Here is a 23,861-nt window from a genome sequence, read left to right as displayed (position 1 = left end):
ATGCCGCCTCTCCCGCACACGGCTCTCGACCAGCTCACCTACGTGGCCGTCGGGTACGCCGCCCTCGTCACCCTGGCCGCCCTCGCCGTGGCGGTCGCGGCGGTGCCGCGTCCCGCCGTGCTCGACCAGGGGGTCTGGATCCTCGAGGCGCTGCTGGTGATCCGCGCGGTCGCCGGCCTCGGCGTGATGCTGCGCGGCGACCACCCGGCCGAGCAGTCGGCGTACGTCGGCTACCTGGTCGCCTCCGTGTGCGTGCTGCCGATCGCGATGCAGTCCGTGGCCGACGACCGCGGCCGCTGGTCGAACGCCGTGATCACGGTGGCCGCGCTGGCCGTCACCGTGATCGCCGTCCGCCTGCAGATGACGCTGCGATGAGCGCCCCGACTCCCGCGACGACGCCTACGCCGGGCGAGGGCACGGCCCGCACCGGCCCGCACCGCGTGCTGCTGGCCTTCTACGCGCTGTTCACCCTGGCGGCGGGGGCCCGGAGCGCCGTGCAGCTCGCCACCGATCCCGGCCGCGCGCCGGTCGCCTACGCGCTCTCGGCCGTCGCCGCGCTGACGTACGCCGCCGGCTGGGTCGCGATCCGCCGCGCCTCGGTGGGGCGGACCGGCTTCGCGAGCGTGATGCTCTGGGTCGAGCTCGCCGGGGTGCTGACCGTCGGCACCCTCTCGCTCGTGCACCGGGCGTGGTTCCCCGACGCGTCGGTGTGGTCGGACTACGGCATCGGCTACGGCTTCGTGCCGGCGATCCTGCCGGTGCTCGGGCTGGTGTGGTTGCGGCGCCAGCGCTCGCTCCCGCAGAACTAGAACGCGTTACAGTCGGGGCGTGACCCCCGACGTCTTCGCGCCCGCGACCCTCGGTCCGGTGCGGCTGCGCAACCGGACCGTGAAGGCCGCGACCTTCGAGGGCCGAGCGCCGCACGGGCAGGTGACGGACGGGCTGATCGACTACCACCGGGCGGTGGCCGACGGGGGTGTCGGGCTGACGACGGTGGCCTACCTCGCCGTCGCGCCGGAGGGGCGCACGCACCGCGAGCAGATCGTGGTCGGCGAGGACACGCTGCCCGGGCTGGCACGGCTGGCCGACGCGATCCACGCGAGCGGTGCCGCGATCGCGGGCCAGGTCGGGCACGCCGGCCCGGTCGCGAACGGCCGCTCGAACGGCGTACGCGCCCTCAGTGCGAGCCGGATGCCGAGCCCGCTGTCGATGCAGATGGTCGGCGCCGCCACCGAGGCGGACCTGGCCCGCATCACGGGGCAGTACGTCGCGACCGCGCGCACCCTGGTCCGCGCCGGGTTCGACGTGCTCGAGCTGCACATGGCGCACAGCTACCTGGTGTCGAGCTTCCTCGCGCCCGGCCTCAACCGCCGCAAGGACCGGTGGGGCGGCCCGCTCGAGAACCGCGCCCGGCTGGCCCGGCAGGTGGCGCGCGCCGTCCGCGACGAGGTCGGCGACGAGGTGGCGGTCACCGCCAAGGTCAGCGTGGGCGACGGCTTCCGCGGTGGCGTCACGACCGACGAGGGCATCGCGCTCGCGCGGCTGCTCGAGGCGGACGGCACGGTGGACGCCCTGCAGCTGAGCGGCGGCAGCTCGCTGATGAACCCGATGTACCTCTTCCGCGGCGGCGCGCCCGTCAAGGAGTTCGCGGCCGCGATGCCGCTGCCCGTGCGGGTCGGGATGCGGACGGTGGGCCGGTCGTTCCTCAAGGAGTACCCCTTCGAGGAGGCCTACTTCCGCGAGAAGGCGCTCCGTTTCCGGGAGGCCGTGGGGCTGCCGCTGATGCTGCTGGGCGGCATCAACCGGCGCGACACGATGGAGCAGGCGATGGCCGACGGCTTCGAGTTCGTCGCCATGGGGCGGGCGCTGCTGCGCGAGCCCGACCTGGTCAACCGGCTCGCGGCCCGCTCGGCCGACGGAGGCGTCTGCATCCACTGCAACCGGTGCATGCCCACGATCTACACCGGCACCCGGTGTCCCGTGATCGCCGAGGGGGCGCTCGGGGCCGGTGGTGTCGGGCGCTGACGTTCGGTCAGGAACGGCAGGCTGGCCGCGGGTCCGGGCATGCGGTTTGGTCACCAACCGCACGTTCGGGGGCCCCGGGACGTGCGGTTGGTGACCAATCCGCACATCCTCGCGACCCTTCCGCAAACCTAGAACGTGTTCTAGATTGCCGGTCATGATCTCCCCGCAGCCGTTGAAGGTCGTCGTCTGGTCCACGGGCACGGTGGGGCGGCACGCGATCGCCGGCATCGACCTCAACCCGGCGCTCGAGCTGGTCGGGGTCTGGGTGAGCAACCCCGAGAAGGTCGGCCAGGACGCGGGACGGCTGGCGGACCTCGGACGCGACCTCGGGGTGGTGGCGACGAACGACCGCGACGCCCTGCTTGCCCTCGCGCCGGACTGCATCGTGCACACGGCGATGGCCGACGACCGCGTCTTCGAGTGCATCGAGGACCTCTTCGGATTCGTCGAGGCCGGGGTGAACGTCGTCAGCAGCGGGCCGGTGCTGCTGCAGTGGCCCGACCAGATCCTGCCGCCGGAGATGCTCGAGCGGCTCCGGGCGGCGGGGGAGCGGACGGGGGCGAGCCTGCACGTCAACGGCATCGACCCGGGCTTCGCCAACGACGTGCTGCCGCTCAGCCTGACCAGCCTGTCGCAGCGGATCGACGAGGTCCGGGTGATGGAGATCGCCGACTACTCGACGTACTTCCAGCCCGTCGTCATGCGCGACATCTACGGCTTCGGCAAGCCGCTCGACCACCGCCCGATGCTCTGGGAGCCGGGCATCCTCACGATGGCGTGGGGCAGCGTGGTCCGCCAGATCGCGGCCGGGCTGGACCTGGTCCTGGACGAGCCCCTCACCGAGGAGGTCGACCGGCGCGCCGCCGAGGTCGACACGACGACCGTCAGCGTCGACATCGAGGCCGGCACGATGGGAGCCGTCCGCTTCCAGGTGATCGGCAAGGTCGACGGGGTGCCGCGCGTCGTGCTCGAGCACGTCACCCGCACCGCCGTCGACCAGGTGCCCGAGTGGGCGCAGCCGCCGGAGGGCGGCGGGTGCTACCGCGTCGTCATCACCGGTGAGCCGTTCATGCAGTGCGACTTCGTGCACCACGGCGAGCACGGCGACCACAACGTCTCCGGCATGATCGTCACCGCCCAGCGGCTCGTGAACGCCGTCCCCGCGGTGGTCGCCAGCCCCGGCGGCCTCGTCACCGCGCTCGACCTGCCGCTCGTCACCGGCCGCGGGCTGGTCGCCCGATGAGCATCCTGGACCGCTTCGCCGTCACCGACCAGGTCGCCGTCGTCACCGGGGCCGGTCGCGGGATCGGGGCGGCCACCGCGATCGCCTTCGCCGAGGCGGGCGCCGACGTGGTGATCTCGTCGCGGACCGCGGCCCAGCTCGAGCAGGTCGCCGAGCAGGTCCGCGCCACCGGTCGGCGCGCGCTCGTGGTCCCGGCCGACCTCAGCGACACCGACGCGGTCGCGGGGCTCGCGCAGGCGGCGTACGACGAGTTCGGCCGTCTCGACACCGTGGTGAACAACGTCGGCGGCACGATCCCGAACGCCTTCCTCGACACCGACGTGGCCTACCTCGAGGAGGCCTTCCACTTCAACGTCAGCACCGCGCACGCGCTGTCGCTCGCGGCCGTCCCGCTGATGCTGAGGGGTGGCGACGGCCAGAAGTCGATCGTCAACATCAGCTCGATGATGGGGCGCGCGTCGGGGCGGGGCTTCCTGGCCTACGGCACCGCCAAGGCCGCGCTGGCGCACTGGGCCCGGCTGGCCGCGGCCGACCTCGCGCCGCACGTGCGGGTGAACGGCATCTTCGTCGGGTCGGTGATGACCAGCGCGCTGGAGTTCGTGGCCGGGGTGCCCGAGATGATGGACCAGCTCGAGACCAAGACGCCGCTGGGCCGGGTCGGCGAGGCCGAGGACATCGCGGCGGCGGCGCTCTACCTCTCCTCGCGCGCCGGGCAGTACGTCACCGGCAAGATGCTCGAGGTCGACGGCGGGATCCAGGCGCCGAACCTCGACCTGAACCTCCCCGACGTCGCGCCGTAGGGTCGTCCGGGTGACGTCCTCCACCGCCCGCAGCGGCACCAGTGCCAGCACCGCCGGCATCAGCACCGGGCACGCGATCTCCCCCGACTCCGGCCGGCACTGGAGCGACCCCGGCGCGTGGCCGGTCGCGGACGGCATCCACCGGATCCCGCTGCCGCTGCCGATGGACGGGCTCAAGGCGATCAACGTGTACGTCGTCGCGACCGACGACGGCCTGACCCTGATCGACGGCGGCTGGGCGATCCCGGAGGCGCGTGAGCTGCTGGACACCTCGCTGCGCTCGATCGGCTCCGGCTTCGGCGACATCCGCCGCTTCCTGGTCACGCACGTGCACCGCGACCACTACACGATGGCCCGCCAGCTGGGGACCGAGCACGGCATCCCGGTGGCGCTCGGCGCCGACGAGCGGCCCGCGCTCGACACCCTGCTCAACGCCGGGGAGCTCACCGAGAACCCGTTCTCCCGCGTCCTCGTCAGCGCCGGCGCGCTCGAGCTGGCCGAGCAGTGGGACCAGGTCGGCGGCGACCTGCCCGACCCCGCGCTGTGGGCGCACCCCGACCAGTGGCTGGACGGTGACCAGGAGATCCGGGTCGGCACCCGGACCCTCGACGCCGTGCACACCCCGGGCCACACCCCCGGCCACTTCGTCTTCGCCGACCGGGCCGCCGAGCTGCTGTTTGCCGGCGACCACGTGCTGCCGACGATCACGCCGTCGATCGGCTTCACGTTCCCTCCCGTGCCGCAGCCCCTCGGGGACTTCATGGCCTCGCTGACCAAGGTCCGCGCCCTGCCCGACCTGCGGATCCTCCCGGCGCACGGGCCCGTCGCCCCCTCCTCGCACGCCCGCGTGGACGAGCTGCTGGCCTTCCACGAGTCGCGGCTCACCCAGTCGCTCGCGGGCCTCGCTGCCGGCCCCGTGACGGCGTACGACGTCGCCGGGACGCTGGGCTGGACGCGTCACGAGCGGGCCTTCGACACCCTCGACGTGACCAACCAGGGGATGGCGAGCATGGAGACCAAGGCGCACCTCGAGCTGCTGGTCGCCCGCGGTCAGGCCACCCGTGAGGAGACGCCCGCCGGGGTGCTCTTCGCCGCCGTCGGGCGTGGGTGACGTAGCTGTCGCGGGAGTTTCATCGGTCGACCGCTGGAACTCCCGGGGGGACGGTGAAGCTTCGACGTCCTGGCGGGAGTTTTCGTCGGTCGACCGACGAAACTGGCGCTCCTGTCACGGAACTCCCCGACAGGAGCGCCGGTTTCACCGGGTACCCGGTGAAACTGCCCGCCCACTGAGCCGCATCGGCACGTGCGGGATCCCGTCCTCGAGGAACTCCGCCCCGTCGACGACGAACCCGAAGCCGCCGTAGAACCCGGCCAGCGGAGCCTGGGCGTCGAGGACCACGTCGCGGCCGGCGGGGCAGGCGGCCAGCGCCGCCTCCATCAGCGGCGTCGCGAGCCCGCGGCCGCGGGCCGCCGGCGCCAGCACGACGCGCCCGATCCGCCACTCGCCCACACCACCGTCGTCCAGCACCCGGGCGTACCCCACGAGCGCCCCGGCCTCCCGCAGCAGCACGTGCCGGGTGCCCGGCTCGCGGTCGCGGCCGTCGAGGTCGGGGTACGGGCACGCCTGCTCGACGACGAAGACGGCCTGCCGCAGCTGCCAGACGTCGTACGCCGTGGCCACGTCGAGCCCGTCGAAGCCGAGCACGACCACCGAGGGGCTCGCCGAGGGGCTCACCGGAGTGCTCACCGCAGGAAGTCCAGCGTCTGCCGCCACGCCCGCCGCGCCTCGGGGACGCCGGGCAGCAGCGCGTAGACGTGCAGCAGGTCCGGCTCCTCGACGTAGGTCAGGTCCCAGGTCGATGCCGCTGCCCGGCGGGCCAGCAGGCGGCAGCCCGGCACCAGGGTGTCGCGGGTGCCGCACGTCATGAGCGCGACGGGCAACCCGTCCAGGGGCGCCAGCCCGGGGGACACCTCGGGCCGCCCGAGGTCCGCGGGTGACGACGAGCCGGCCCACCACGCGGCGTACGCGTGCAGCTTGCCGAGGAACAGCCACGGGTCCCGCGCGGAGAAGTCCGGCGTCTCGGGGGTGCTGGTCGTCAGGTCGACCCACGGCGAGTGCAGCAGCAGGTGCGTCGGCTGCGCGCCGCCGCGGTCGCGCAGCGCCACGGCGACGGCCAGCGCAAGCCCGCCGCCGGCGGAGTCGCCGCCCAGCACGACGGGTCCCTCGGCGGCGTACCGCCCCACGAGCGACACCAGCGCGTCGTGCGAGTCGGCCCACGTGTGCTCGGGGGCGAGGGGGTAGTCCGGCAGCACGACCCGCGCCCCCAACGCCCGCGCCAGCCGGGTGACGTAGCGCAGGTGGAACGGGTCGATCGGCGCCATGAACCCGCCGCCGTGCATCCAGACCACGGTCCGCGTGGGCTGCACGCCGCGCGGCGTCACGACGTACGACGGGAAGTCGCCGCCCGGCCCGGTCAGCGTCTCGGTGACGACCGCGAAGCGTCGCTCGAAGCGCGGCACGGCCACGGTCGGCAGGCGGGAGCGGTCCAGCCCGGCGTGCCAGCGCTCGACGCGGGCGCGCTCGGTGGGCTCGGTGTCGAGGTCGCGTGACTTCCGCAGGCGGGGGACGGCCCAGGCGAGGAGCTGGTGACGGCGCGACGGCATGGGAGGGAGGCTGTCACACGCGGGGCCCGGCCGGTGTCTGGTGTCCGACACCGTCACCGTCCCGTCCGAGGAGGACCCCATGCCCAGCACCACGACCAGCACGTTCCGCATCCCCCGGGCCGAGGTCAGCGGCCTCTACGGCCGCCTGATGCAGGCCTACGCCCGCCGCACCTGGGGCCAGGTCCCCGACAACGCCTACGTGGTGTGGCACCACCGTCCCCTCATGCGGGCCGTGCTCGGCTTCGAGCGCAGGGTCGCGACGTGGCACGAGCTCGACCCGCACCTGAAGTCCTACGCCCAGCTGGCCAGCGCCGGCGTGATCGGCTGCTCCTGGTGCCTGGACTTCGGCTACTTCCTCGCCCACGACGAGGGGCTGGACGTCGCCAAGGTCCGTGAGGTGCCCCGCTGGCGCGAGTCCGACGTCTTCACGCCGCTGGAGCGCCAGGTGCTGGCCTACGCGGAGGCGATGAGCACGACCCCGCTCACGGTCACCGACGAGATGGTCACGGGCCTCGTGGCCGCCCTCGGCACGCCCGCCATGGTCGAGCTCACCCAGGTGATCGCGCTGGAGAACATGCGCTCGCGCTTCAACTCCGCCGCGGGGCTGCAGAGCCAGGGCTACTCGGACGTCTGCGAGCTGCCGCTGGCCGCGCCCGGCACCGTAGCCTCCGACGCATGAGCGCCACCGACTCGTTCGTCGAGCACCGCAACCTGCTCTTCACGGTGGCCTACGAGATGCTCGGCTCGGCCGCCGACGCCGAGGACGTGCTCCAGGAGGCTTGGCTGCGCTGGGCCGGGGTCGACCACGCGGACGTGCGCGACGAGCGTGCCTACCTGGTCCGGATCACCACGCGCCTGGCGCTGAACCGGATGCGCACCCAGGCCCGCCGGCGCGAGCAGTACGTCGGCCCGTGGCTGCCCGAGCCCCTGCTCACGACCCCCGACGTGGCCGAGGACGTCGCGCTCGCCGACAGCGTGTCGACCGCGATGCTGCTGGTGCTCGAGACCCTGGCGCCGACCGAGCGGGCGGTCTTCGTGCTGCGCGAGGTCTTCGACGTGGGCTACGACGAGATCGCGGCGGCGGTGGACAAGTCGCCGGCGGCGGTCCGCCAGATCGCGCACCGGGCCCGCGTCCACGTCGACGAGCGGCGCCCGCGCGGAGAGGTGTCGGTGCAGGAGCGCGACGCCGTGGTCGCCCGGTTCCTCGGCGCCACCGCGACCGGCGACCTGCAGAGCCTGATGGACGTGCTGGCCCCGGACGTGGTGCTGATGACCGACGGCGGTGGCGTGAAGAAGGCGGCGCTGCGGCCGATCCTGGGGCGGGACAAGGTGCTCCGCTTCCTGGCCGCGGTGGCGCCCGAGGACGCGCAGGCCGACGTGGTGATCGTCAACGGCCGGCCGGCGCTGCGGCTGGTCGTCGGCGGCGAGGTCGACGCCATCGGCACGATGCTCGTCGAGGACGGCCTGGTCACCGGGCTCTACCTGGTGCGGAACCCCGCCAAGCTGGCCCGGCTGGACGCCCTGGTGGCCCTGACCCGGTGACCCGCGCCGCCGGGCGTAGGCTGGCCGGACAACGACAGGGGAGCACCCCCGCCCGGACCCCGGGCGACGTGCTGAGAGTGCGGATCCGCCGCAGACCCTACGAACCTGCTCCGGTTAGCACCGGCGAAGGGAGTCACCATGACGTCCGTCCGCGCGCTCACAGCCTCTGCTGGCGCACTCGCCCTCCTCCTGACGGCCTCGGCCTGCTCGGCGATCGGCGAGAGCTCCTCCGACGACACGGGCTCGTCGTCGCCGGGAGCCACTCCGACCCGGGTCGTGCTGGTCACGCACGACTCGTTCGTGCTGCCCAAGCCGCTGGTCAAGAAGTTCGAGCAGGAGTCCGGCCTCGACCTGGTCGTCCGCTCGTCCGGCGACGCCGGCACGCTGACCAACAAGCTCGTCCTCACGAAGGGCAACCCGACCGGCGACGTCTCCTTCGGCGTGGACAACACGTTCGGCTCGCGCGCGCTGGACGAGGGCGTCTTCGCGCCGTACGCCGCGGACCTGCCGGCCGGCGCGTCCGACTTCGAGCTCGCTGGGGACACCGACCACCGGCTCACGCCGATCGACGACGGCAACGTGTGCGTCAACGTCGACGACACCTGGTTCGCCGACCACGACCTGACACCGCCGCAGAGCACCGACGACCTCCTCGACCCGGCCTACAAGGACCTCTTCGTGCTGCCGGGTGCCGCGACCAGCTCGACCGGCATGGCCTTCCTGCTCGCCACGGTGGCGGAGTACGGCGACGCGTGGCCGGACTACTGGACGAAGCTGATGGCCAACGGCGCGAAGCTCACCGCCGGCTGGTCGGACGCCTACGAGGTCGACTTCACCCAGGGCGGCGGCAACGGCGACCGGCCGATCGTGCTGTCCTACGACTCCTCCCCGGCCTTCACGGTCCCGAAGGGCTCCGACACCTCCTCGACCAGCGCGCTGCTCGACACCTGCTTCCGGCAGGTCGAGTACGCCGGCGTCCTCGAGGGCGCCGCGAACCCGAAGGGCGCCGAGGAGCTCATCGACTTCCTGCTCACCCCGGAGGTCCAGGCGGCGCTGCCCGAGAGCATGTACGTCTTCCCCGTGGCCGACGGCACCCCGCTGCCGAAGGCCTGGGCGTCGTACGCCGTCCAGCCGACCGACCCGTACACCGTCGACCCCGCGGAGGTCGCCGCGAAGCGCGACGACTGGCTGCGCGAGTGGAGCGACGTCACCTCGCGGTGACCCCGCGATGCTGAGGTCGAGGCCGCTCACCCTGCTCGCCCTGGCCGCCGTGCCGGTGGCGGTGCTGGGCGTGTTCTTCGTGCTGCCCGTGAGCGGGATGCTGGCACGGGGCTTCTGGCCGGACGGCCGCTTCGACCCGGGCGGGGTGCTCGCGGTGCTCGGCCGGCCGCGGGTGCACCGGGTGGTGTGGTTCACCGTCTGGTCGGCTGGCGCCGGGACGGCCGTGTCGCTGCTGCTCGGTCTGCCCGCGGCGTACGCCCTGCACCGCCTGCGCTTCCCCGGCCGCGGCCTCGTCCGCGCGCTCCTGCTGGTGCCGTTCGTGCTGCCCACCGTGGTCGTCGGCGTCGCCTTCCGCGAGCTCCTCGGCGAGTCGGGGCCCCTGGGCTTCCTGGGCCTCGACGGCACCGCCCTCGCGATCGTCGCCGGCCTGGCCTTCTTCAACGTCGCGGTGGTGATCCGTGTCGTCGGGGCCGCCTGGGAGTCGCTCGACCCGCGTCCGGCCGAGGCGGCCGCGGCGCTCGGCGCGAGCCCGGTGCAGGTGCTGCGCACCGTCACCCTCCCGGCGCTGCGACCCGCGGTCGTCTCGGCCGCCACCGTGGTGTTCCTCTTCTGCGCGACCGCGTTCGGGGTGGTGCTGACGCTCGGGGGGCTGCGCTACTCCTCGGTCGAGACCGAGATCTACCTGCTCACCACCAACCTCCTCGACCTGCAGGCCGCGGCCGCGCTCTCGGTCCTCCAGCTGGTCGCCGTGACCGTGCTGCTGGTCCTGGCCGGCCGGCTCCGCGCGGTGCCCGACCCGGGGGTGGCGCGGGCCGTCGCCCGACCGCGCCGCCCCGGCCGCGGCGACCTGCCGGCCCTGGCGGCGACCGCCGCGCTGCTGCTCCTGGTGGCCGCCCCGATCGCCACGCTCGTCGCCGGGTCGCTCCGCGTCGACGACGCCTGGAGCCTGGGCAACTACCGCGCACTGACGACGACCGGCAGCCAGCAGGCGCTGCTCGTCCCCGTGACCGAGGCGCTCGTGACCTCGCTGCGCACGGCGTTCGACGCGACCTGGATGTCGCTGTCGATGGGGCTGCTGGTCGCGGTCCTGGTGACCCGTCGCTCCCGCACCCGGGCGGAGCGCCGGATCCGCACCGGCCTGGACGGCTTCTTCATGCTGCCGCTCGGCGTCTCCGCGGTGACGCTGGGCTTCGGGTTCCTCATCACCCTCGACCAGCCGCCCTTCGACTGGCGCGACTCGCCGCTGCTGGTCCCGGTCGCCCAGGCCCTGGTGGCGCTCCCGCTGGTGGTCCGCACGATCGTGCCGGTCCTCGCCGGGATCGACGACCGCCAGCGCCAGGCCGCCGCCTCGCTCGGCGCCGGGCCGCTCCGCGCCCTGCTGACCGTCGACCTGCCCGTCGTGTGGAAGCCGCTGCTGGCCGCGAGCGGCTTCGCCTTCGCGGCCTCGCTGGGGGAGTTCGGGGCGACCAGCTTCCTGGTCCGCGACGAGCACCCGACGGTCCCGGTCGTGATCTTCCGGCTGATCGGCCACCCGGGCCCGATGAACTACGGCATGGCCCTGGCCGCCTCGGTCGTCCTCGCCGCGACCACGGCCGTGGTGATGCTGGCCGTCGAGCGCCTCCGGGTGCCCTCCGTGGGAGCCTTCTGACGATGCTGACCCTCGAGCACCTGTCGGTGGCGTACGACGGCACGCCCGCCGTCGTGGACGTCTCCCTCGACCTGCCCGACGGCGAGGTCCTCGCCGTCCTCGGCCCCTCGGGCTGCGGCAAGTCGACGCTGCTCCGCGCGGTCGCCGGCCTCGAGCCGCCGACCGCGGGCCGGATCACCTGGGACGGCGCCGACCTCGCCGGCGTCCCCACCCACCGGCGGGGCTTCGCGCTGATGTTCCAGGACGGCCAGCTCTTCACCCACCTGACCGTGGCCCGCAACGTCGGCTACGCCCTGCGGCTGCGTCGCGCGTCGCGCGTCCGCGAGCGCGTCGAGGAGCTGCTCGCCCTGGTCGGGCTCGAGGGGTACGCCGACCGCCTGCCCGGCACCCTGTCCGGGGGCGAGCGCCAGCGGGTCGCCCTGGCCCGCTCGCTCGCCGTCGAGCCCCGGCTGCTGCTCCTCGACGAGCCGCTCTCGGCCCTCGACGCCGGCCTGCGCGAGCGGCTGGCGGGCGACCTGCGCGCGATCCTCCGGGCGGCGGGCACGACCGCGCTGATGGTCACCCACGACCACGAGGAGGCCTTCACGGTCGCGGACCGCCTCGCGGTCATGCGGGCGGGCCGCGTCGTCCAGGAGGGCGTGATCGGGGAGGTCTGGCGGGCGCCGACCGACCCGGAGACCGCGCTGTTCCTCGGCTACGCCCGGGTGCTCGACGGCCCGGCCGCGGCGCTGGTGCTGACCGCCGCCGGGCTGCCCGCGGCCCCGGCGGTCGCCGTACGCCGCTCCGCCCTGGCCGTCCGCGACACCGGCCCGCTCGGCGGGACCGTGGTGTCCAGCCGGGCCACGCCCGAGCAGGTGCGGCTCGTCGTCGACGTCGACGGGATCGGCGAGATCGACGCCGTCGCGCCCCTCGACGTGCACCCGGGGCCCGGGGTCCGGGTCCGGCTGGGGGCGGACGCGACCCGGCTGGCCGTGACCAAACCGACGCCCGGGGATACGGACTGATCCGCGGACCCCTCCCTACACTGGCGACCGTGTATCGCCGTGCCTATGTCCTCCTCGTCGGGATCGCCGCCGTCATGGGGATCCTGGCGATCGTCGCGGCGCTGAGCACGCACAAGAGCCTCGCGGACCCCGACGGCTTCCTCGGCCCCTCGTGGCTGCGGCTGCCGATGCTGATCCTGGCCGCGTTCGCGGTCGACCTCGTCCCGCGGACGCTGTGGCAGTCGCGGTTCAAGCCCGGCCTGATGGCGGACATCTTCCGGACCCGCGTGCGGACGCACTGGACGCGCGAGCGGGCGACGCTCGTGGTGCTGGGCGTACTGAGCTTCTACATCACCTACGTGAGCTACCGGAACCTCAAGTCGTTCCTGCCGTTCGTCGTCAACAACACGAAGTACGACCGCACCCTGCACCTCATGGACCGCGCCCTCGTCTTCGGCCACGAGCCCGGTCTGCTCCTGCACGACGTGCTGGGCACCGGCTTCACGGCGTACTTCCTGTCGTACGTCTACCTGTGGTTCCTGCCGCTGGTCCCGCTGGCGCTGACCGCGTGGCTCGTCTGGTCGCGCAACATGAGCTACGGCTACTGGTTCGCGACCTCGCAGTGCATCGCCTGGTCGCTCGGCACGCTGTCGTACTACGCGCTGCCCACGCTCGGCCCCGGCATCGCCTACAGCTACATCTACACCGACCTGCCGGACACACCGACGGCGGCGCTGATGTCGTCGCTGCAGAACACCCGCAACGCCGTGGTCCAGGGCGGCATCGAGGACGTCGTGCAGTCGATCGCGGGCTTCGCGAGCCTCCACTGCGCCATCACCCTGCTCGTGGCGCTGATGGTGCAGTTCACGCTGCGCTCGAAGGTGCTCAAGACCGTCTTCTGGGTGAACTTCGGCTTCACCGTGATCGCCACCATCTACTTCGGCTGGCACTACATCGCCGACGACGTCGCCGGCATCATGATCGCCTTCGTCTCGTTCTACGTCGGTGGCTTGGCCAGCGGCCAGAAGTTCGAGCGGCACGGTCTCGCCTCGCACCCCACGACCACCACCTCCGCGATCCCGGTCGACCAGGACGCCTGAGCGGCCCGTCACCCGGCTCCCGCCGTCGGTCGGCGGTCGGCGGCGGCCGGGTCCCCGTCGGCGGCATAGTCCGCCACGATCCGGTGGTTGGTCGCGCCGTCGAACGACGGATACGTGGCGGACTATCCAGCCGTACGCGAATTACAACCATGTAGTTCGTCAAGCCGACACGCCGGTGTTTCTGGGAAATCTGGGGCAAAATGTGGCCAATGTGACGAATGAGCACTAGCGTGCTCCGAGTGTCTCGGGTGAACGGGGGGACTCGGCCCCCCGTTCCCGGGACACCGAGCGTGTGCCACCGGGCGCGCGCCGGGCTCCGGAAGGTCACCACGTGCGGGCACTACGAGTCGCCACGGCGGTCGTGCTGACGCTGGCCATGGGGGGTGCCGCCACCGGCGTCTCCTTCGCGGCCGACGACGACACCGTCCCCTCGCGCCACGAGGTGCACCAGGCCCGCGAGGCCGCCCGGGCCGCGGCCGGCGACGTGGACGCCGTGCGCGCCCAGCTCGCCGTCGCGAACCAGCGCCTCCAGGACTCCGCGGTCGCGGCCGCGCAGGCGGCCGAGGCCTTCAACGGGGCCCGCTACGAGGCCCAGCAGGCCCGGGCCGCCGCCCGCAGCGCCGCGGAGCGCTCGGCGATCGCGCACGCCGACGTGGCCCGGCAGCAGGAGGCCTACGGCGACGCGCTCGTGACGTCGTACGAGATGGCGCCCACGCTCACCGCGCTCTCGGCCATCGCCGACTCCGACGGCATCGCGACCGTCATCGACCGCACCACGACCATGCACAACGCCGAGGACGCGCTGGACGGGCAGTACGACGTCTTCCGCGCCGCGGCCACCCTCGCCGACGTCGCCGACCAGCAGGCCGCCGCGGCCCGCGCGGACGCCGACGCGGCCGCGGACCGGGCCCGCACCGCCCGCGACCAGGCCCGGGCCGCCGCCGACGCCGCCACCGCCCAGGCCGCCGACATCGCCCGGCAGAAGACCGCCCTGATCGCGCAGCTGGCCGAGCTGCAGGACGTCAGCGTCCGGCTCGCCACCCGCCGCCAGTCCGCCCTCGAGGCGCAGGCCCAGGCCGCCGCGGCCGCCGCCCAGCAGGCCCAGCAGGAGGCGGCCCAAGCCGCCGCCCAGCAGCAGGCCGAGCAGGAGGCGCAGGACGCCCAGCAGGCCGAGCAGCAGGACGACCCCACCCCCGGCAACGGCAACGGCAACGGCAACGGGAACGGTGGCGGCGGGAACGGCGGCGGCGGCAACGGCGGCGGCGGCAACGCCCCGGCCCCGCAGCCCACCCACCCGACGCCCACCCCCACGCCCACGCCTCCGGCCCCCACCCCGCCGCCGGCACCCCCGGCCCCGCCGGCACCGTCGTCCGGCGCCCCGAGCGCGATCGCGTTCGCCCGCGCCCAGATCGGCGAGCCCTACCGCTGGGGCGCCGCCGGCCCGGACGCCTGGGACTGCTCGGGCCTGATGATGGGCGCCTGGGCCGCCGGGGGCCTGTCGCTGCCGCACTACTCGGTCGCGCAGTACGAACAGTCGACCCCGGTCGCCTTCGCGGACCTCCGGCCGGGCGACCTGGTCTTCTGGGGCTCGTCGAGCAGCCCGTCCTCGATCTACCACGTCGCGCTCTACCTCGGCGGCGGCCAGATCATCGAGGCGCCCCGTGCCGGCGTGCCGGTCCGGCAGTCGTCGGTCTACGCCTGGACGCTGCCGAACTTCTACGCCCGACCCTGACCCCGGCCTGCCGCGGCCCGGCCGCTGCGTGAGGCGCCCGGTTCCCGCGCCCGGCCTGCTCGAAACCCCGGCCCAGAACACCCTTCAGCGACCCCCTACCCCCCGGTAGCGTGGTCCCATGTCGACCGAGACCGTGCCGCCGTCCTCCGCCGAGGACCTGCCCGCCACCGCCCCCGCCGCGACGCCGGGTGCGGCCGCCGACGCCCGCGTCGAGACCCGGGCGGGCTACCGCGCACCGGTCGTCGACGTCGCCGCGCTGACCACCTTCCTCGACGGGAAGTACGCCGAGGTCCGCGGGCTGGTGCGCCGCAACCTCGCCGACTACGACTCGATCCTCGAGGAGGCTGAGACCCTGTCGCGCGACGACTTCCGCGACCGGGTGCGCGACGTCGTGGTCGAGATGGCGACGACCGGCCAGACCGGCATGGGCTTCCCGACCGAGTACGGCGGCGGCGGGGACATCGGCGCCTCGGTGGCGGCCTTCGAGACGCTGGCCTACGGCGACCTGTCGGTGCTCGTGAAGGTCGGCGTGCAGTTCGGGCTGTTCGGGGGCGCGATCCTGCAGCTCGGCACCCAGGAGCACCACGACGCCTACCTGGCCGACCTCATCACGGGCAAGCTGATGGGCTGCTTCGCGATGACCGAGACCGGCCACGGCTCCAACGTGCAGGCGCTCGGCACCGTGGCGACGTACGACGTGGAGACCCAGGAGTTCGTGCTCACCACCCACGGCGAGGCGGCGCGCAAGGACTACATCGGCAACGCCGCCCGGCACGCCGAGGTCGCGGTGGTCTTCGCCCAGCTCGAGGTCGGCGGCACGTCCGAGGGCGTGCACGCCTTCGTCGTGCCGATCCGCGCGGGGGGCGAGCCCTGCGCCGGCGTCCACATCGAGGACGACGGCGCCAAGATGGGCCTCAATGGCGTCGACAACGGCCGGCTGTCCTTCGACGGCGTCCGGATCCCGCGCACCGCGCTGCTCAACCGCTTCGCCGACGTCACGCCCGCGGGTGTCTACGAGAGCGCGATCGAGAACCCCAACAAGCGCTTCTTCACGATGCTCGGCACGCTCGTGCAGGGTCGCGTCTGCGTCGGCGGCGCCGGCATCAACGCCAGCAAGGTCGCCCTGACGATCGCGACGAAGTACGCCCTCCAGCGCCGCCAGTTCGAGGCCACCTCCGAGGACGAGGAGGAGCTCCTCCTCGACTACGGCCTGCACCAGCGCCGGCTCTTCCCGCTGCTGGCCCGGACCTACGCCCTGCACTGCGCCCAGGAAGTCGTCGCGGGCCAGCTGCACGACGTCTTCTCCGGGTTCGCCGACGACGAGCACGCCCGCCGCGAGCTCGAGTCGCGCGCCGCCGGCACCAAGGCGCTCGGCACCTGGCACGCCACCCGCACCATCCAGGAGTGCCGCGAGGCGTGCGGGGGCGCGGGCTACCTCGCGATCAACCGGTTCACCGCCCTCAAGGCCGACACCGACGTCTTCACCACCTTCGAGGGCGACAACCACGTGCTGCTGCAGCTCGTGGCCAAGGGGCTGCTCACCGACTACTCCAGCGAGTTCGAGGAGATGGACCAGTTCGGCCTGGTCCGCTTCGTCGCCGGGATGGCGGTCGAGACCGTCATCGAGAAGACCAACGTGCACAAGCTGGTCGAGCGCTTCAAGGACCTGCTGCCCGGGGGCGACCAGTGGGACCAGGAGGCCGGGCTGCTCGACCCGGACTACCAGCTGGCGATGCTGCGCTTCCGCGAGGAGCACATGCTCGCCGGGGTCGCTCGACGGCTCAAGCGCGGCATCGACAACAAGATGAACCCCGGCGTCGTGTTCTCCCGGGTCCAGGACCACGTCATCGCGGCCGCCCGGGCACACGTCGAGCGGCTGGTCCTCGAGGCGTTCGTCGAGAAGGTCGCGACGCTGCCGGACGGCGACCTGAAGGTCGCCCTCAACCTCCTCTGCGACCTGCACGCCCTGTCGACGATCGAGGCCGACCGGGCCTGGTTCATGGAGCACGGCCGCCTGACCGTGCAGCGCTCGAAGTCGATCTCCCGCGAGATCAACAGCCTGTGCCGCAAGATCCGGCCGCTCGCCGAGGACCTCGTCGACGGGTTCGACGTCCCCGTCGAGATGCTCCGCTCTCCCGACCTGATCCGGCACTGATGCGGCTCCCGCGCCTCGGGGGCGCGCTGGGGGAGTGGAGCGAGGACCCGCTCTGGGCGACCGTCTACGACTGGACGGTCGAGCACCCGCAGACGGGCGGCGCCCTGTGGCGTCTCGGCATCGGCAGCGACCTGCGCCGGCTCTACGCCGCGGCCGCGGAAATCGGTGAGCAGCCGGCCGGCGCGCGGGTGCTCGACATCCCGTGCGGGGGTGGGGTCGCGCTGCGCGGGCTGCGCCGCGACCAGGGCGTCACGTACGTCGCCGCGGACATCGCCCAGGCGATGCTCGACCGGACCATGGCCGCCGCGCAGGAGCGGGGCCTCGCGGACCAGGTGCAGCCGCAGCTGGCCGACGTCGAGGACCTGCCCTTCGAGACCGGCTCCTTCGACCTCGTCGTGTCGTTCACCGGCCTGCACTGCTTCCCCGACCCGGCGCTCGCGGTGATCGAGATGGTGCGGGTGCTGCGCCCCGGCGGGGTGGTGACCGGCAGCGCGCTGCTCAACGACACCGGCCTGCGCTACGAGCCGATGAGGCGGCTCGGCCGGCTGGCGCGGATCCTCGGGCCCGGCTGCACCGGCGAGCAGGTCGCGAGCTGGCTGGCCGGCAACGGCGTGCACGACGTCACCCTCGACGTCAGCGGGGCGATCGGCTACTTCCGTGGCGTGAAGCAGGGCTGATCCGGGCCGGACGGGCCTACAGTGGCCCATGCGCAGGATCTGCCTCGGGGTCGCAGCGGCCACCGGCCTGGGGGCCGCGCTGCTGCTGGGCGGCGGCCCGACCGCCCACTACGAGGGCCTCACGCAGACGTGCGGGACCCCGATCGTCGACGCCTACGACCCGGCCGGCGCGGTGCGCGCCGACGCGGCGCCCCCGCCGCGCAGCGACGGGACGGCGTACGCCGACTGGCGCCTCGCGCGCTCCTGCGACCAGCAGGAGGAGCGCTGGGCGCTGCTCGGCGGGCTGGGCGCGCTGGTCAGCCTGGTGGCCTTCACCGGCGCGCAGGTCGCGCGCGAGGAGCAGGCCGGTGACGAGCGCGCGGAGGAGCCGGCGCTCGCGCGCTGAGCCCGTCCGGAGCCGGACCCGGGTGGATCAGTGCGCGGAGGGGTTGTCCTTGAGTCGCTGGAAGGACGCGTGCACCTCGGCCTCGGCCTCGGTGCGGCCGGTCCACTCGGCCCCCTCGACGGACTTGCCGGGCTCGAGGTCCTTGTAGACCTCGAAGAAGTGCTGGATCTCGAGCCGGTCGAACTTCGACACGTGCGAGATGTCGCGCAGGTGCTCCAGGCGCGGGTCGGTCGCCGGGACGCACAGGACCTTGTCGTCGCCGCCGGCCTCGTCGGTCATGCGGAACATGCCGATCGCGCGGCAGCGGATCAGGCAGCCGGGGAAGGTCGGCTCCTGGAGGATGACCATCGCGTCGAGCGGGTCGCCGTCGAGGCCGAGCGTGTTCTCGATGTAGCCGTAGTCCGCGGGGTACTGCGTCGACGTGAAGAGGGTCCGGTCGAGCCGGATCCGGCCACTCTCGTGGTCCACCTCGTACTTGTTGCGCTGTCCCTTGGGGATCTCCACGAGTACGTCGAACTCCAGCACGTCTTCCTCCGCGAACGTCATCGGCCCCTGCGGGCCGGGTGTCGGTGTGGCCCCAGCGACAGGGCCGTGGGTCAGTCTCGCGCACAATGGCCGCTACGCGCACTTCGGAAGGGGAATCGGTGTCTCGACGTGACACACGCCACGCCTCGGCGCGCGGCGGCCGCTTCCTGCGCTGGTTCCCCGTCGTCCTGGTACTCGCGGTGCTGGCGGCCGCCGCCGCGACGTACCGCTTCGACCTCGGGGAGCGCTGGCTCGGCCTCGGCGCCCCCGACCCGTCGACGGACCCCGCCGCCGTGGCCCCGCCGCCCGGCCTCGACCTGCCCGCCCTCGCCGCCCCGCGGGCGGTTGCCGTGGCGGCTCCGATCACGCCCCTGGACCCCGCACGCGTACGCCGGGCGGTGGACGCCGCGCTCGGCGACGCCGACCTCGGCCGCCACGTGCTGGCCCTGGTCGCCCCGCTCGACGGCGGCGAGCCGCTGCTGACCCGTGGCTCCGGGGTCGCGGTCCCCGCATCGACGACCAAGCTCCTCACGACGACCGCCGCGCTGTCGGCCCTGGGGCCCGGGCACACCTTCCGGACGTCGGTCGTCGCCGCGGGCCGCGGCCGGATCGTCCTGGTCGGCGGCGGTGACCCGTTCCTCGGCAGCAAGCCGGCCGGCGCGACGGCGTACCCCCACCGCGCCGACGTCGTGACGCTGGCTCGCGCGACCGCGGCGGCGCTGGAGAAGCAGGGCACCACGACCGTGCGGCTGGGCTACGACGACTCGCTCTTCTCCGGGCCGACCTTCAACCCGCACTGGCCCGCGGACTACGGTCCCGACGACGTGGTCTCGCCGATCACCGCGCTGTGGGTCGACGAAGGCCGCCAGGCGGGGACCTTCGACCGCGTGCCCGACCCGTCGCTGACCGCCGCCACCGTCTTCGCCGGCGCCCTCGCCCGCAACGGGGTGAACGTGCTCGGCGTGCCGAAGCCCCGCCGGGCCCCGACCGACGCGGTCGAGGTGGCCGGCGTCGACAGCGCCCCGCTCTCGCAGATCGTCGAGGAGATCCTCGCGGTCTCGGACAACGAGGCCGCCGAGGTGCTCGGCCACCACGTCGGCCTGGCCACCGGCGGCGAGGGCAGCTTCGCCGACGGGGCGGCGGGCGTGCAGCGGGCGCTGGAGGCACTGGGCGTGACGTTCGACGGCGCCCGGTTGTACGACGGCAGCGGGCTGTCCCGCCAGGACCGGCTGACCCCGGCCACCCTCGCCGGCGTGCTCGAGGTGGCGGCCGACCCGGACCACCCGGAGCTGCGGGCGGTGGTCACGGGCCTGCCCGTCGCGGGCTTCACGGGCTCGCTCACGGACCGGTTCGCGACGGGGGACCCCGAGGGCCGGGGCCGGGTCCGCGCCAAGACCGGGACGCTGCGTGGCGTCACCGCCCTGGCCGGCGTCGCGACCGACCGGGACGGGCACCCGATGGTCTTCGTGCTGATGGCGGACCGGATCGACCCGCTGGAGGCCACCGACGCCCGCGACGCCCTCGACCGGGTCGCCGCCACCCTCGGGGCCTGCCGCTGCGCCTGACGGCGCCCGGGGACAACCCCGGCCCCGGTACGGTCGGTCCATGACGACGAACCCGGCCGGCAGCGCGAGCGGCAGTGCGAGTGGGCCGGCCGGCAGCATGGTCGACTGGGACCTCGCGGTCTCGCTGGGCTCCCGGATCGCCGGTGAGGGCCCGACCGTGACCCGGGCGGACGCCGCCGCCGCGGTCGCCGAGCTGCGCGCCGGCGCCGAGCGGTCGACCGGCCTCGTGCGCGACTTCACCGGCCTGGTCGCCGCCGACCGGACCGCCCCCGTGCTGGTCGTCGACCGCCGCGGCTGGATCCAGGCGAACGCCGACTCCTTCGCCACGATCCTCGGCCCCGTCATCGAGAAGCTCGGCGCGAAGAAGGGGCCGCCCAGCGGCCTCGCGCTCGCGATCGGCTCCCGCGTCACCGGCGCCGAGGTCGGCGGCCTGCTGGGCTTCCTCGCCGGCAAGGTGCTCGGCCAGTTCGACCCGTTCTTCGACCCGCACGGCCGGCTGCTGCTGGTCGCGCCGAACATCGTCCACGTCGAGCGCGAGCTCGGCGCCGACCCCAGCGACTTCCGGCTCTGGGTCTGCCTGCACGAGGAGACGCACCGCGTGCAGTTCACCGCCGTGCCGTGGATGCGCGACCACCTCTTCTCCGAGATGCAGGCGATCGCCGAGACCCTCGAGCCGAGCGGCCTGCTCGACGACGGCCTCGGCCGGATCACCGAGGCGCTGAAGAACCGTGGCGGCAGCCTCTTCGACGCGATCGGCACGCCCGAGCAGAAGGAGATCGTGGACCGGGTCACCGGCGTCATGTCGCTGCTCGAGGGCCACGCCGACGTGGTGATGGACGGGGTCGGCCCGAGCGTCATCCCCAGCGTCGAGGCGATCCGCAGCCGCTTCAACGAGCGCCGCAAGGGCATCGGCCCGCTCGACCGCATCCTGCGGCGGGTGCTCGGCCTCGACGCCAAGATGGCGCAGTACCGCGACGGCGCGGCCTTCGTCCGCGGCGTCGTCGACAAGGTCGGCATGGCCGAGTTCAACGCCGTCTGGGACAACCCCGGCCACCTGCCCTCGAAGGCCGAGATCGCGGACCCCGCAGCGTGGGTGTCCCGGGTCCTGTGACCGGCGTGCGCCGGGACCGGTCGTGAGCCTGCACCCGGCGGTCGCCGCCGTGCGCCTCGCCGTGCGCCGCTCGCTCGCCGACGTCGGGCCCGGTCGCACGGTCGTCGTCGCCTGCTCCGGTGGCGCCGACTCGCTCGCGCTCCTGGCGGCCACCGTCTTCGAGGCGCGACGCGGGGGCTGGCACGTCGTCGGCGCCACGGTCGACCACGGCCTCCAGCCCGGCTCCGCCGAGCACGCCGACCGGGTGGTCGCGCAGATGGCCGGCCTCGGGGTGGCCGAGACGCTCGGCGCGCGAGTGCAGGTCGACGCGGGTGGCCTCGGCCCCGAGGCGGCGGCCCGCCGGGCGCGGTACGCCGTGCTCGAGGAGGTCGGCGCCCGGCTCGACGCGGCCGCCGTGCTGCTCGGCCACACCCGCGACGACCAGGCCGAGACCGTGCTGCTGGGGCTCGCGCGGGGCTCGGGCGGCCGGTCCCTGGCCGGGATGCGCCGCAGCTTCGACCGGTACCGCCGCCCGTTGCTCGACCTCGGCCGGGACGACACCGTCACCGCCTGCCAGGTCGAGGGCATCGACGTCTGGGAGGACCCGCACAACAGCGACCCGGCGTACACCCGGGTCCGCGTCCGCCGCCGGGTGCTGCCGGTGCTCGAGGACGAGCTCGGCCCCGGCGTCGCCGCGACCCTGGCCCGCACCGCCGACCAGCTCCGCGACGACATGGCGCTGCTCGACGACCTCGCCGACGCCGCCCGCGCGGGGCTGGACGACCCGCCCGCGGTCGATGCGCTGGCCGTCCTGCCCACCGCCGTACGACGTCGGGTGCTGCGCCTGCTGGCGCTCGAGCACGGCGCCCCCGGTGCGGAGCTGTTCCACGAGCACGTCCTGGCGGTCGACGCGCTGGTGACCGACTGGCACGGGCAGAAGTGGGTCGACCTGCCGGGCCACCTCCGCTGCCGGCGCGAGTCCGGGCTGCTGGTCCTGGAGGCCGCCCCGCCGATCGGTTGATGTTCATGGCCCGGACGGGCCATGCGCGGGTCATTGCCCCGCCCGGCGCGCGACTGGGGACCTACCGTGCGAACGACGGTCCGGCCTGCGGACCCTCGGACCTCAGAAGGATCACCATGGTCGTCAAGCGGATCGCCGTCGTCGCCGTGCTCGGTGCCCTGGGCCTGGTGCCCGTCGTCTCCCCCTCGCAGGCCGTCGGCCATGCCGGCGCCGGCACCGGGACGGTCGTGGCCCGCGCCACCGTCGACCCGCCGCTGATCCAGGGCCTGGCGATCGACCAGACCGGGCACTACGTCGACGGTGTGACCGTCCAGGCGACCCGCGCCGACGGCACCCCGGCCGCCTCCGACCTCACCTACGCGAGCAAGTGGGACGACGGCCCGCAGCACGGCTACTTCTACCTCGAGGTCGGCCGCCGCGGCACCTACACGCTCACGCTCTCCAAGAGCGGCTACGTCACGGCGACCTTCGGCCCCGTGCACGTGCGCAAGAACCAGCGCCTCGGCCTCGGCGAGATCCTCGTCAAGAAGGTGCTGCCCGCCTCCTCGACCACCGCCGGCCTCGACGACAAGAGCCTCTCGGTCGGCCAGAAGGGCAAGGTCAGGGTCAAGGTCACGAGCAAGGCGACGAAGAAGCCCGTGGGCGAGATCGAGGTCCGCGAGGGCAAGACCGTCGTGGGCTCCGGCGTGCTGCGCCCCTCCGACAAGGGCCAGGTCACGGTCGGCCTGAAGAAGCTCGGCAAGGGCACGCACACGCTCAAGGCCTACTTCTTCGCCTCGCCCACCCTCAAGGCGTCCACCTCCCAGCCGATGACGCTGACGGTGAAGAAGCCGAAGCACCGCCCCACCGCGTGGTGACCCGGCCGGGACGGCCCTCGTCCCCCCGCACTGCACGGGCCGCGCGGACCAGCCTCTAGGCTGCCCGGCATGGACTCGTCCCACGTGGAGAACGACCTCGTCAACGTGCTCTTCACCGAGGAGCAGATCCAGGCCCGGCTCGCCGAGCTCGCCCGCGAGATCGAGCGGGACTACGACGGCAAGGACCTCCTCATCGTCGGGATCCTCCGCGGTGCCGTGATGGTGATGGCCGACCTGGCCCGCAGCTTCGGCCGCCACCTCGAGATGGACTGGATGGCGGTGTCGTCCTACGGCTCCGGCACCAAGTCCAGCGGCGTCGTGCGGATCCTCAAGGACCTCGACACCGACATCTCCGGGCGGCACGTGATCATCGTCGACGAGATCATCGACACCGGCCTGACGCTGTCCTGGCTGACCTCGAACCTCGGCTCGCGCAGCCCCGCCAGCGTCGAGATCTGCACGCTCCTGCGCAAGCCCGAGGCGCTGCAGATGCCGGTCGACGTGAAGTACGTCGGGTGGGACATCCCCAACGAGTTCGTGGTCGGCTACGGCCTCGACTACCGCGAGCGGTACCGCAACCTCCGCGACATCGGCACCCTCGCCCCGCACGTCTACAGCTGACCCGGGC

Annotated in this window: 24 protein-coding genes and 1 riboswitch; of the genes, 21 read left to right on the top strand and 3 right to left on the bottom strand. The window is 73.7% G+C overall.

Annotated elements, in window-relative coordinates; genetic code table 11:
* From H5V45_RS09080 to H5V45_RS09055, 6 genes are all read left to right on the top strand, one after another.
* On the top strand, window positions 1-375 hold the full coding sequence (locus tag H5V45_RS09080; protein WP_185252629.1) for a hypothetical protein: 375 nt from the start codon (window positions 1-3) through the stop codon (window positions 373-375).
* Entirely contained in the window at window positions 372-809 is a 438-nt protein-coding gene (locus H5V45_RS09075) for a hypothetical protein (RefSeq protein WP_185252628.1), read from the top strand. Before H5V45_RS09080 ends, H5V45_RS09075 begins: the two co-directional genes overlap by 4 nt.
* A gap of 19 nt (window positions 810-828) precedes the next feature.
* Entirely contained in the window at window positions 829-2,025 is a 1,197-nt protein-coding gene (locus tag H5V45_RS22630) for an oxidoreductase (protein WP_185252627.1), read from the top strand.
* A gap of 154 nt (window positions 2,026-2,179) precedes the next feature.
* Window positions 2,180-3,268 carry an NAD(P)H-dependent amine dehydrogenase family protein gene (locus H5V45_RS09065; RefSeq protein ID WP_185252626.1) on the top strand — a complete coding sequence of 363 codons (1,089 nt, stop codon included), beginning with the start codon at window positions 2,180-2,182 and terminating at the stop codon, window positions 3,266-3,268.
* Window positions 3,265-4,068 carry an SDR family oxidoreductase gene (locus H5V45_RS09060; protein ID WP_185252625.1) on the top strand — a complete coding sequence of 268 codons (804 nt, stop codon included), beginning with the start codon at window positions 3,265-3,267 and terminating at the stop codon, window positions 4,066-4,068. The genes H5V45_RS09065 and H5V45_RS09060 overlap by 4 nt, the downstream gene beginning before the upstream one ends.
* A 10-nt stretch (window positions 4,069-4,078) precedes the next feature.
* Entirely contained in the window at window positions 4,079-5,179 is a 1,101-nt protein-coding gene (locus H5V45_RS09055) for an MBL fold metallo-hydrolase (protein WP_343061486.1), read from the top strand.
* Between the two features lie 144 nt (window positions 5,180-5,323).
* On the opposite strand, the gene H5V45_RS09050 is transcribed toward H5V45_RS09055, so the two are convergent.
* Both H5V45_RS09050 and H5V45_RS09045 read right to left on the bottom strand, forming a co-directional pair.
* On the bottom strand, window positions 5,324-5,815 hold the full coding sequence (locus tag H5V45_RS09050; RefSeq protein WP_343061485.1) for a GNAT family N-acetyltransferase: 492 nt from the start codon (window positions 5,813-5,815) through the stop codon (window positions 5,324-5,326).
* Entirely contained in the window at window positions 5,812-6,732 is a 921-nt protein-coding gene (locus tag H5V45_RS09045) for an alpha/beta hydrolase (protein ID WP_185252624.1), read from the bottom strand. Before H5V45_RS09045 ends, H5V45_RS09050 begins: the two co-directional genes overlap by 4 nt.
* A gap of 79 nt (window positions 6,733-6,811) precedes the next feature.
* Here H5V45_RS09045 and H5V45_RS09040 point away from each other — a divergent pair, with 79 nt between their 5' ends.
* The 10 genes from H5V45_RS09040 (at window position 6,812) to H5V45_RS08995 (ending at window position 18,175) form a co-directional block, all read left to right on the top strand.
* Window positions 6,812-7,411 carry a carboxymuconolactone decarboxylase family protein gene (locus H5V45_RS09040; protein WP_185252623.1) on the top strand — a complete coding sequence of 200 codons (600 nt, stop codon included), beginning with the start codon at window positions 6,812-6,814 and terminating at the stop codon, window positions 7,409-7,411.
* Window positions 7,408-8,274 carry an RNA polymerase sigma-70 factor gene (locus H5V45_RS09035; RefSeq protein WP_185252622.1) on the top strand — a complete coding sequence of 289 codons (867 nt, stop codon included), beginning with the start codon at window positions 7,408-7,410 and terminating at the stop codon, window positions 8,272-8,274. Before H5V45_RS09040 ends, H5V45_RS09035 begins: the two co-directional genes overlap by 4 nt.
* A 26-nt stretch (window positions 8,275-8,300) precedes the next feature.
* Window positions 8,301-8,423, top strand: a riboswitch (TPP riboswitch).
* Window positions 8,413-9,495, top strand: coding sequence for a thiamine ABC transporter substrate-binding protein (locus H5V45_RS09030; RefSeq protein ID WP_185252621.1), 1,083 nt, complete (start codon window positions 8,413-8,415; stop codon window positions 9,493-9,495). It overlaps the preceding riboswitch by 11 nt.
* Before the next feature lie 7 nt (window positions 9,496-9,502).
* The gene (locus H5V45_RS09025; RefSeq protein ID WP_185252620.1) at window positions 9,503-11,143 is read left to right on the top strand and encodes an ABC transporter permease; all 1,641 of its coding nucleotides are present in this window, start codon (window positions 9,503-9,505) and stop codon (window positions 11,141-11,143) included.
* Between the two features lie 2 nt (window positions 11,144-11,145).
* Complete coding sequence (locus tag H5V45_RS09020) at window positions 11,146-12,147, top strand: ABC transporter ATP-binding protein (RefSeq protein ID WP_185252619.1); 1,002 nt, start codon at window positions 11,146-11,148, stop codon at window positions 12,145-12,147.
* A gap of 29 nt (window positions 12,148-12,176) precedes the next feature.
* A complete protein-coding gene (locus tag H5V45_RS09015) occupies window positions 12,177-13,226 on the top strand; it encodes a phosphatase PAP2 family protein (protein ID WP_185252618.1) in 1,050 nt (349 codons plus the stop codon).
* A 331-nt stretch (window positions 13,227-13,557) separates the two neighbouring features.
* Entirely contained in the window at window positions 13,558-14,958 is a 1,401-nt protein-coding gene (locus H5V45_RS22325; RefSeq protein ID WP_185252617.1) for an NlpC/P60 family protein, read from the top strand.
* A gap of 118 nt (window positions 14,959-15,076) precedes the next feature.
* The gene (locus H5V45_RS09005; RefSeq protein WP_185252616.1) at window positions 15,077-17,113 is read left to right on the top strand and encodes an acyl-CoA dehydrogenase family protein; all 2,037 of its coding nucleotides are present in this window, start codon (window positions 15,077-15,079) and stop codon (window positions 17,111-17,113) included.
* The gene (locus H5V45_RS09000) at window positions 17,113-17,790 is read left to right on the top strand and encodes a class I SAM-dependent methyltransferase (protein ID WP_185252615.1); all 678 of its coding nucleotides are present in this window, start codon (window positions 17,113-17,115) and stop codon (window positions 17,788-17,790) included. Before H5V45_RS09005 ends, H5V45_RS09000 begins: the two co-directional genes overlap by 1 nt.
* Before the next feature lie 28 nt (window positions 17,791-17,818).
* Window positions 17,819-18,175 carry a hypothetical protein gene (locus H5V45_RS08995; RefSeq protein ID WP_185252614.1) on the top strand — a complete coding sequence of 119 codons (357 nt, stop codon included), beginning with the start codon at window positions 17,819-17,821 and terminating at the stop codon, window positions 18,173-18,175.
* 27 nt (window positions 18,176-18,202) lie between these two features.
* Here H5V45_RS08995 and H5V45_RS08990 read toward each other — a convergent pair whose 3' ends face one another.
* Window positions 18,203-18,721 (bottom strand): inorganic diphosphatase, encoded by a 519-nt coding sequence (locus tag H5V45_RS08990; protein WP_281385822.1) that lies wholly within the window; start codon window positions 18,719-18,721, stop codon window positions 18,203-18,205.
* A 98-nt stretch (window positions 18,722-18,819) separates the two neighbouring features.
* On the opposite strand from H5V45_RS08990, the gene dacB reads away from it, so the two are divergent.
* The 5 genes from dacB (at window position 18,820) to hpt (ending at window position 23,854) form a co-directional block, all read left to right on the top strand.
* Window positions 18,820-20,265 carry a D-alanyl-D-alanine carboxypeptidase/D-alanyl-D-alanine endopeptidase gene (dacB, locus tag H5V45_RS08985; RefSeq protein ID WP_185252613.1) on the top strand — a complete coding sequence of 482 codons (1,446 nt, stop codon included), beginning with the start codon at window positions 18,820-18,822 and terminating at the stop codon, window positions 20,263-20,265.
* Between the two features lie 40 nt (window positions 20,266-20,305).
* Complete coding sequence (locus tag H5V45_RS08980; protein ID WP_246415882.1) at window positions 20,306-21,376, top strand: zinc-dependent metalloprotease; 1,071 nt, start codon at window positions 20,306-20,308, stop codon at window positions 21,374-21,376.
* 22 nt (window positions 21,377-21,398) lie between these two features.
* Entirely contained in the window at window positions 21,399-22,376 is a 978-nt protein-coding gene (gene tilS, locus H5V45_RS08975) for a tRNA lysidine(34) synthetase TilS (RefSeq protein ID WP_185252612.1), read from the top strand.
* A gap of 116 nt (window positions 22,377-22,492) precedes the next feature.
* Complete coding sequence (locus H5V45_RS08970) at window positions 22,493-23,233, top strand: Ig-like domain repeat protein (protein ID WP_185252611.1); 741 nt, start codon at window positions 22,493-22,495, stop codon at window positions 23,231-23,233.
* A gap of 69 nt (window positions 23,234-23,302) precedes the next feature.
* Window positions 23,303-23,854: a hypoxanthine phosphoribosyltransferase gene (hpt, locus tag H5V45_RS08965; protein WP_185252610.1), complete on the top strand. Its 552-nt coding sequence runs from the start codon at window positions 23,303-23,305 to the stop codon at window positions 23,852-23,854.
* The last annotated feature ends 7 nt before the right edge of the window (window positions 23,855-23,861 follow it).

The sequence above is a fragment of the Nocardioides luti genome (genome assembly GCF_014212315.1).
GTDB lineage: Bacteria > Actinomycetota > Actinomycetes > Propionibacteriales > Nocardioidaceae > Nocardioides > Nocardioides luti.
Note: the sequence above shows the minus strand (reverse complement) of the source record. Positions and strands in the feature narration are given on the sequence as shown.

Coding starts and splice junctions, on each gene's coding strand:
- H5V45_RS09080 (WP_185252629.1), top strand. CDS start 1: ATGCCGCCTCTCCCGCACACGGCTCTCGACCAGCTCACCTACGTGGCC.
- H5V45_RS09075 (WP_185252628.1), top strand. CDS start 372: ATGAGCGCCCCGACTCCCGCGACGACGCCTACGCCGGGCGAGGGCACG.
- H5V45_RS09065 (WP_185252626.1), top strand. CDS start 2,180: ATGATCTCCCCGCAGCCGTTGAAGGTCGTCGTCTGGTCCACGGGCACG.
- H5V45_RS09060 (WP_185252625.1), top strand. CDS start 3,265: ATGAGCATCCTGGACCGCTTCGCCGTCACCGACCAGGTCGCCGTCGTC.
- H5V45_RS09045 (WP_185252624.1), bottom strand. CDS start 6,732: ATGCCGTCGCGCCGTCACCAGCTCCTCGCCTGGGCCGTCCCCCGCCTG.
- H5V45_RS09040 (WP_185252623.1), top strand. CDS start 6,812: ATGCCCAGCACCACGACCAGCACGTTCCGCATCCCCCGGGCCGAGGTC.
- H5V45_RS09035 (WP_185252622.1), top strand. CDS start 7,408: ATGAGCGCCACCGACTCGTTCGTCGAGCACCGCAACCTGCTCTTCACG.
- H5V45_RS09030 (WP_185252621.1), top strand. CDS start 8,413: ATGACGTCCGTCCGCGCGCTCACAGCCTCTGCTGGCGCACTCGCCCTC.
- H5V45_RS09025 (WP_185252620.1), top strand. CDS start 9,503: ATGCTGAGGTCGAGGCCGCTCACCCTGCTCGCCCTGGCCGCCGTGCCG.
- H5V45_RS09020 (WP_185252619.1), top strand. CDS start 11,146: ATGCTGACCCTCGAGCACCTGTCGGTGGCGTACGACGGCACGCCCGCC.
- H5V45_RS09005 (WP_185252616.1), top strand. CDS start 15,077: ATGTCGACCGAGACCGTGCCGCCGTCCTCCGCCGAGGACCTGCCCGCC.
- H5V45_RS09000 (WP_185252615.1), top strand. CDS start 17,113: ATGCGGCTCCCGCGCCTCGGGGGCGCGCTGGGGGAGTGGAGCGAGGAC.
- H5V45_RS08995 (WP_185252614.1), top strand. CDS start 17,819: ATGCGCAGGATCTGCCTCGGGGTCGCAGCGGCCACCGGCCTGGGGGCC.
- H5V45_RS08990 (WP_281385822.1), bottom strand. CDS start 18,721: ATGACGTTCGCGGAGGAAGACGTGCTGGAGTTCGACGTACTCGTGGAG.
- H5V45_RS08980 (WP_246415882.1), top strand. CDS start 20,306: ATGACGACGAACCCGGCCGGCAGCGCGAGCGGCAGTGCGAGTGGGCCG.
- H5V45_RS08970 (WP_185252611.1), top strand. CDS start 22,493: ATGGTCGTCAAGCGGATCGCCGTCGTCGCCGTGCTCGGTGCCCTGGGC.
- hpt (WP_185252610.1), top strand. CDS start 23,303: ATGGACTCGTCCCACGTGGAGAACGACCTCGTCAACGTGCTCTTCACC.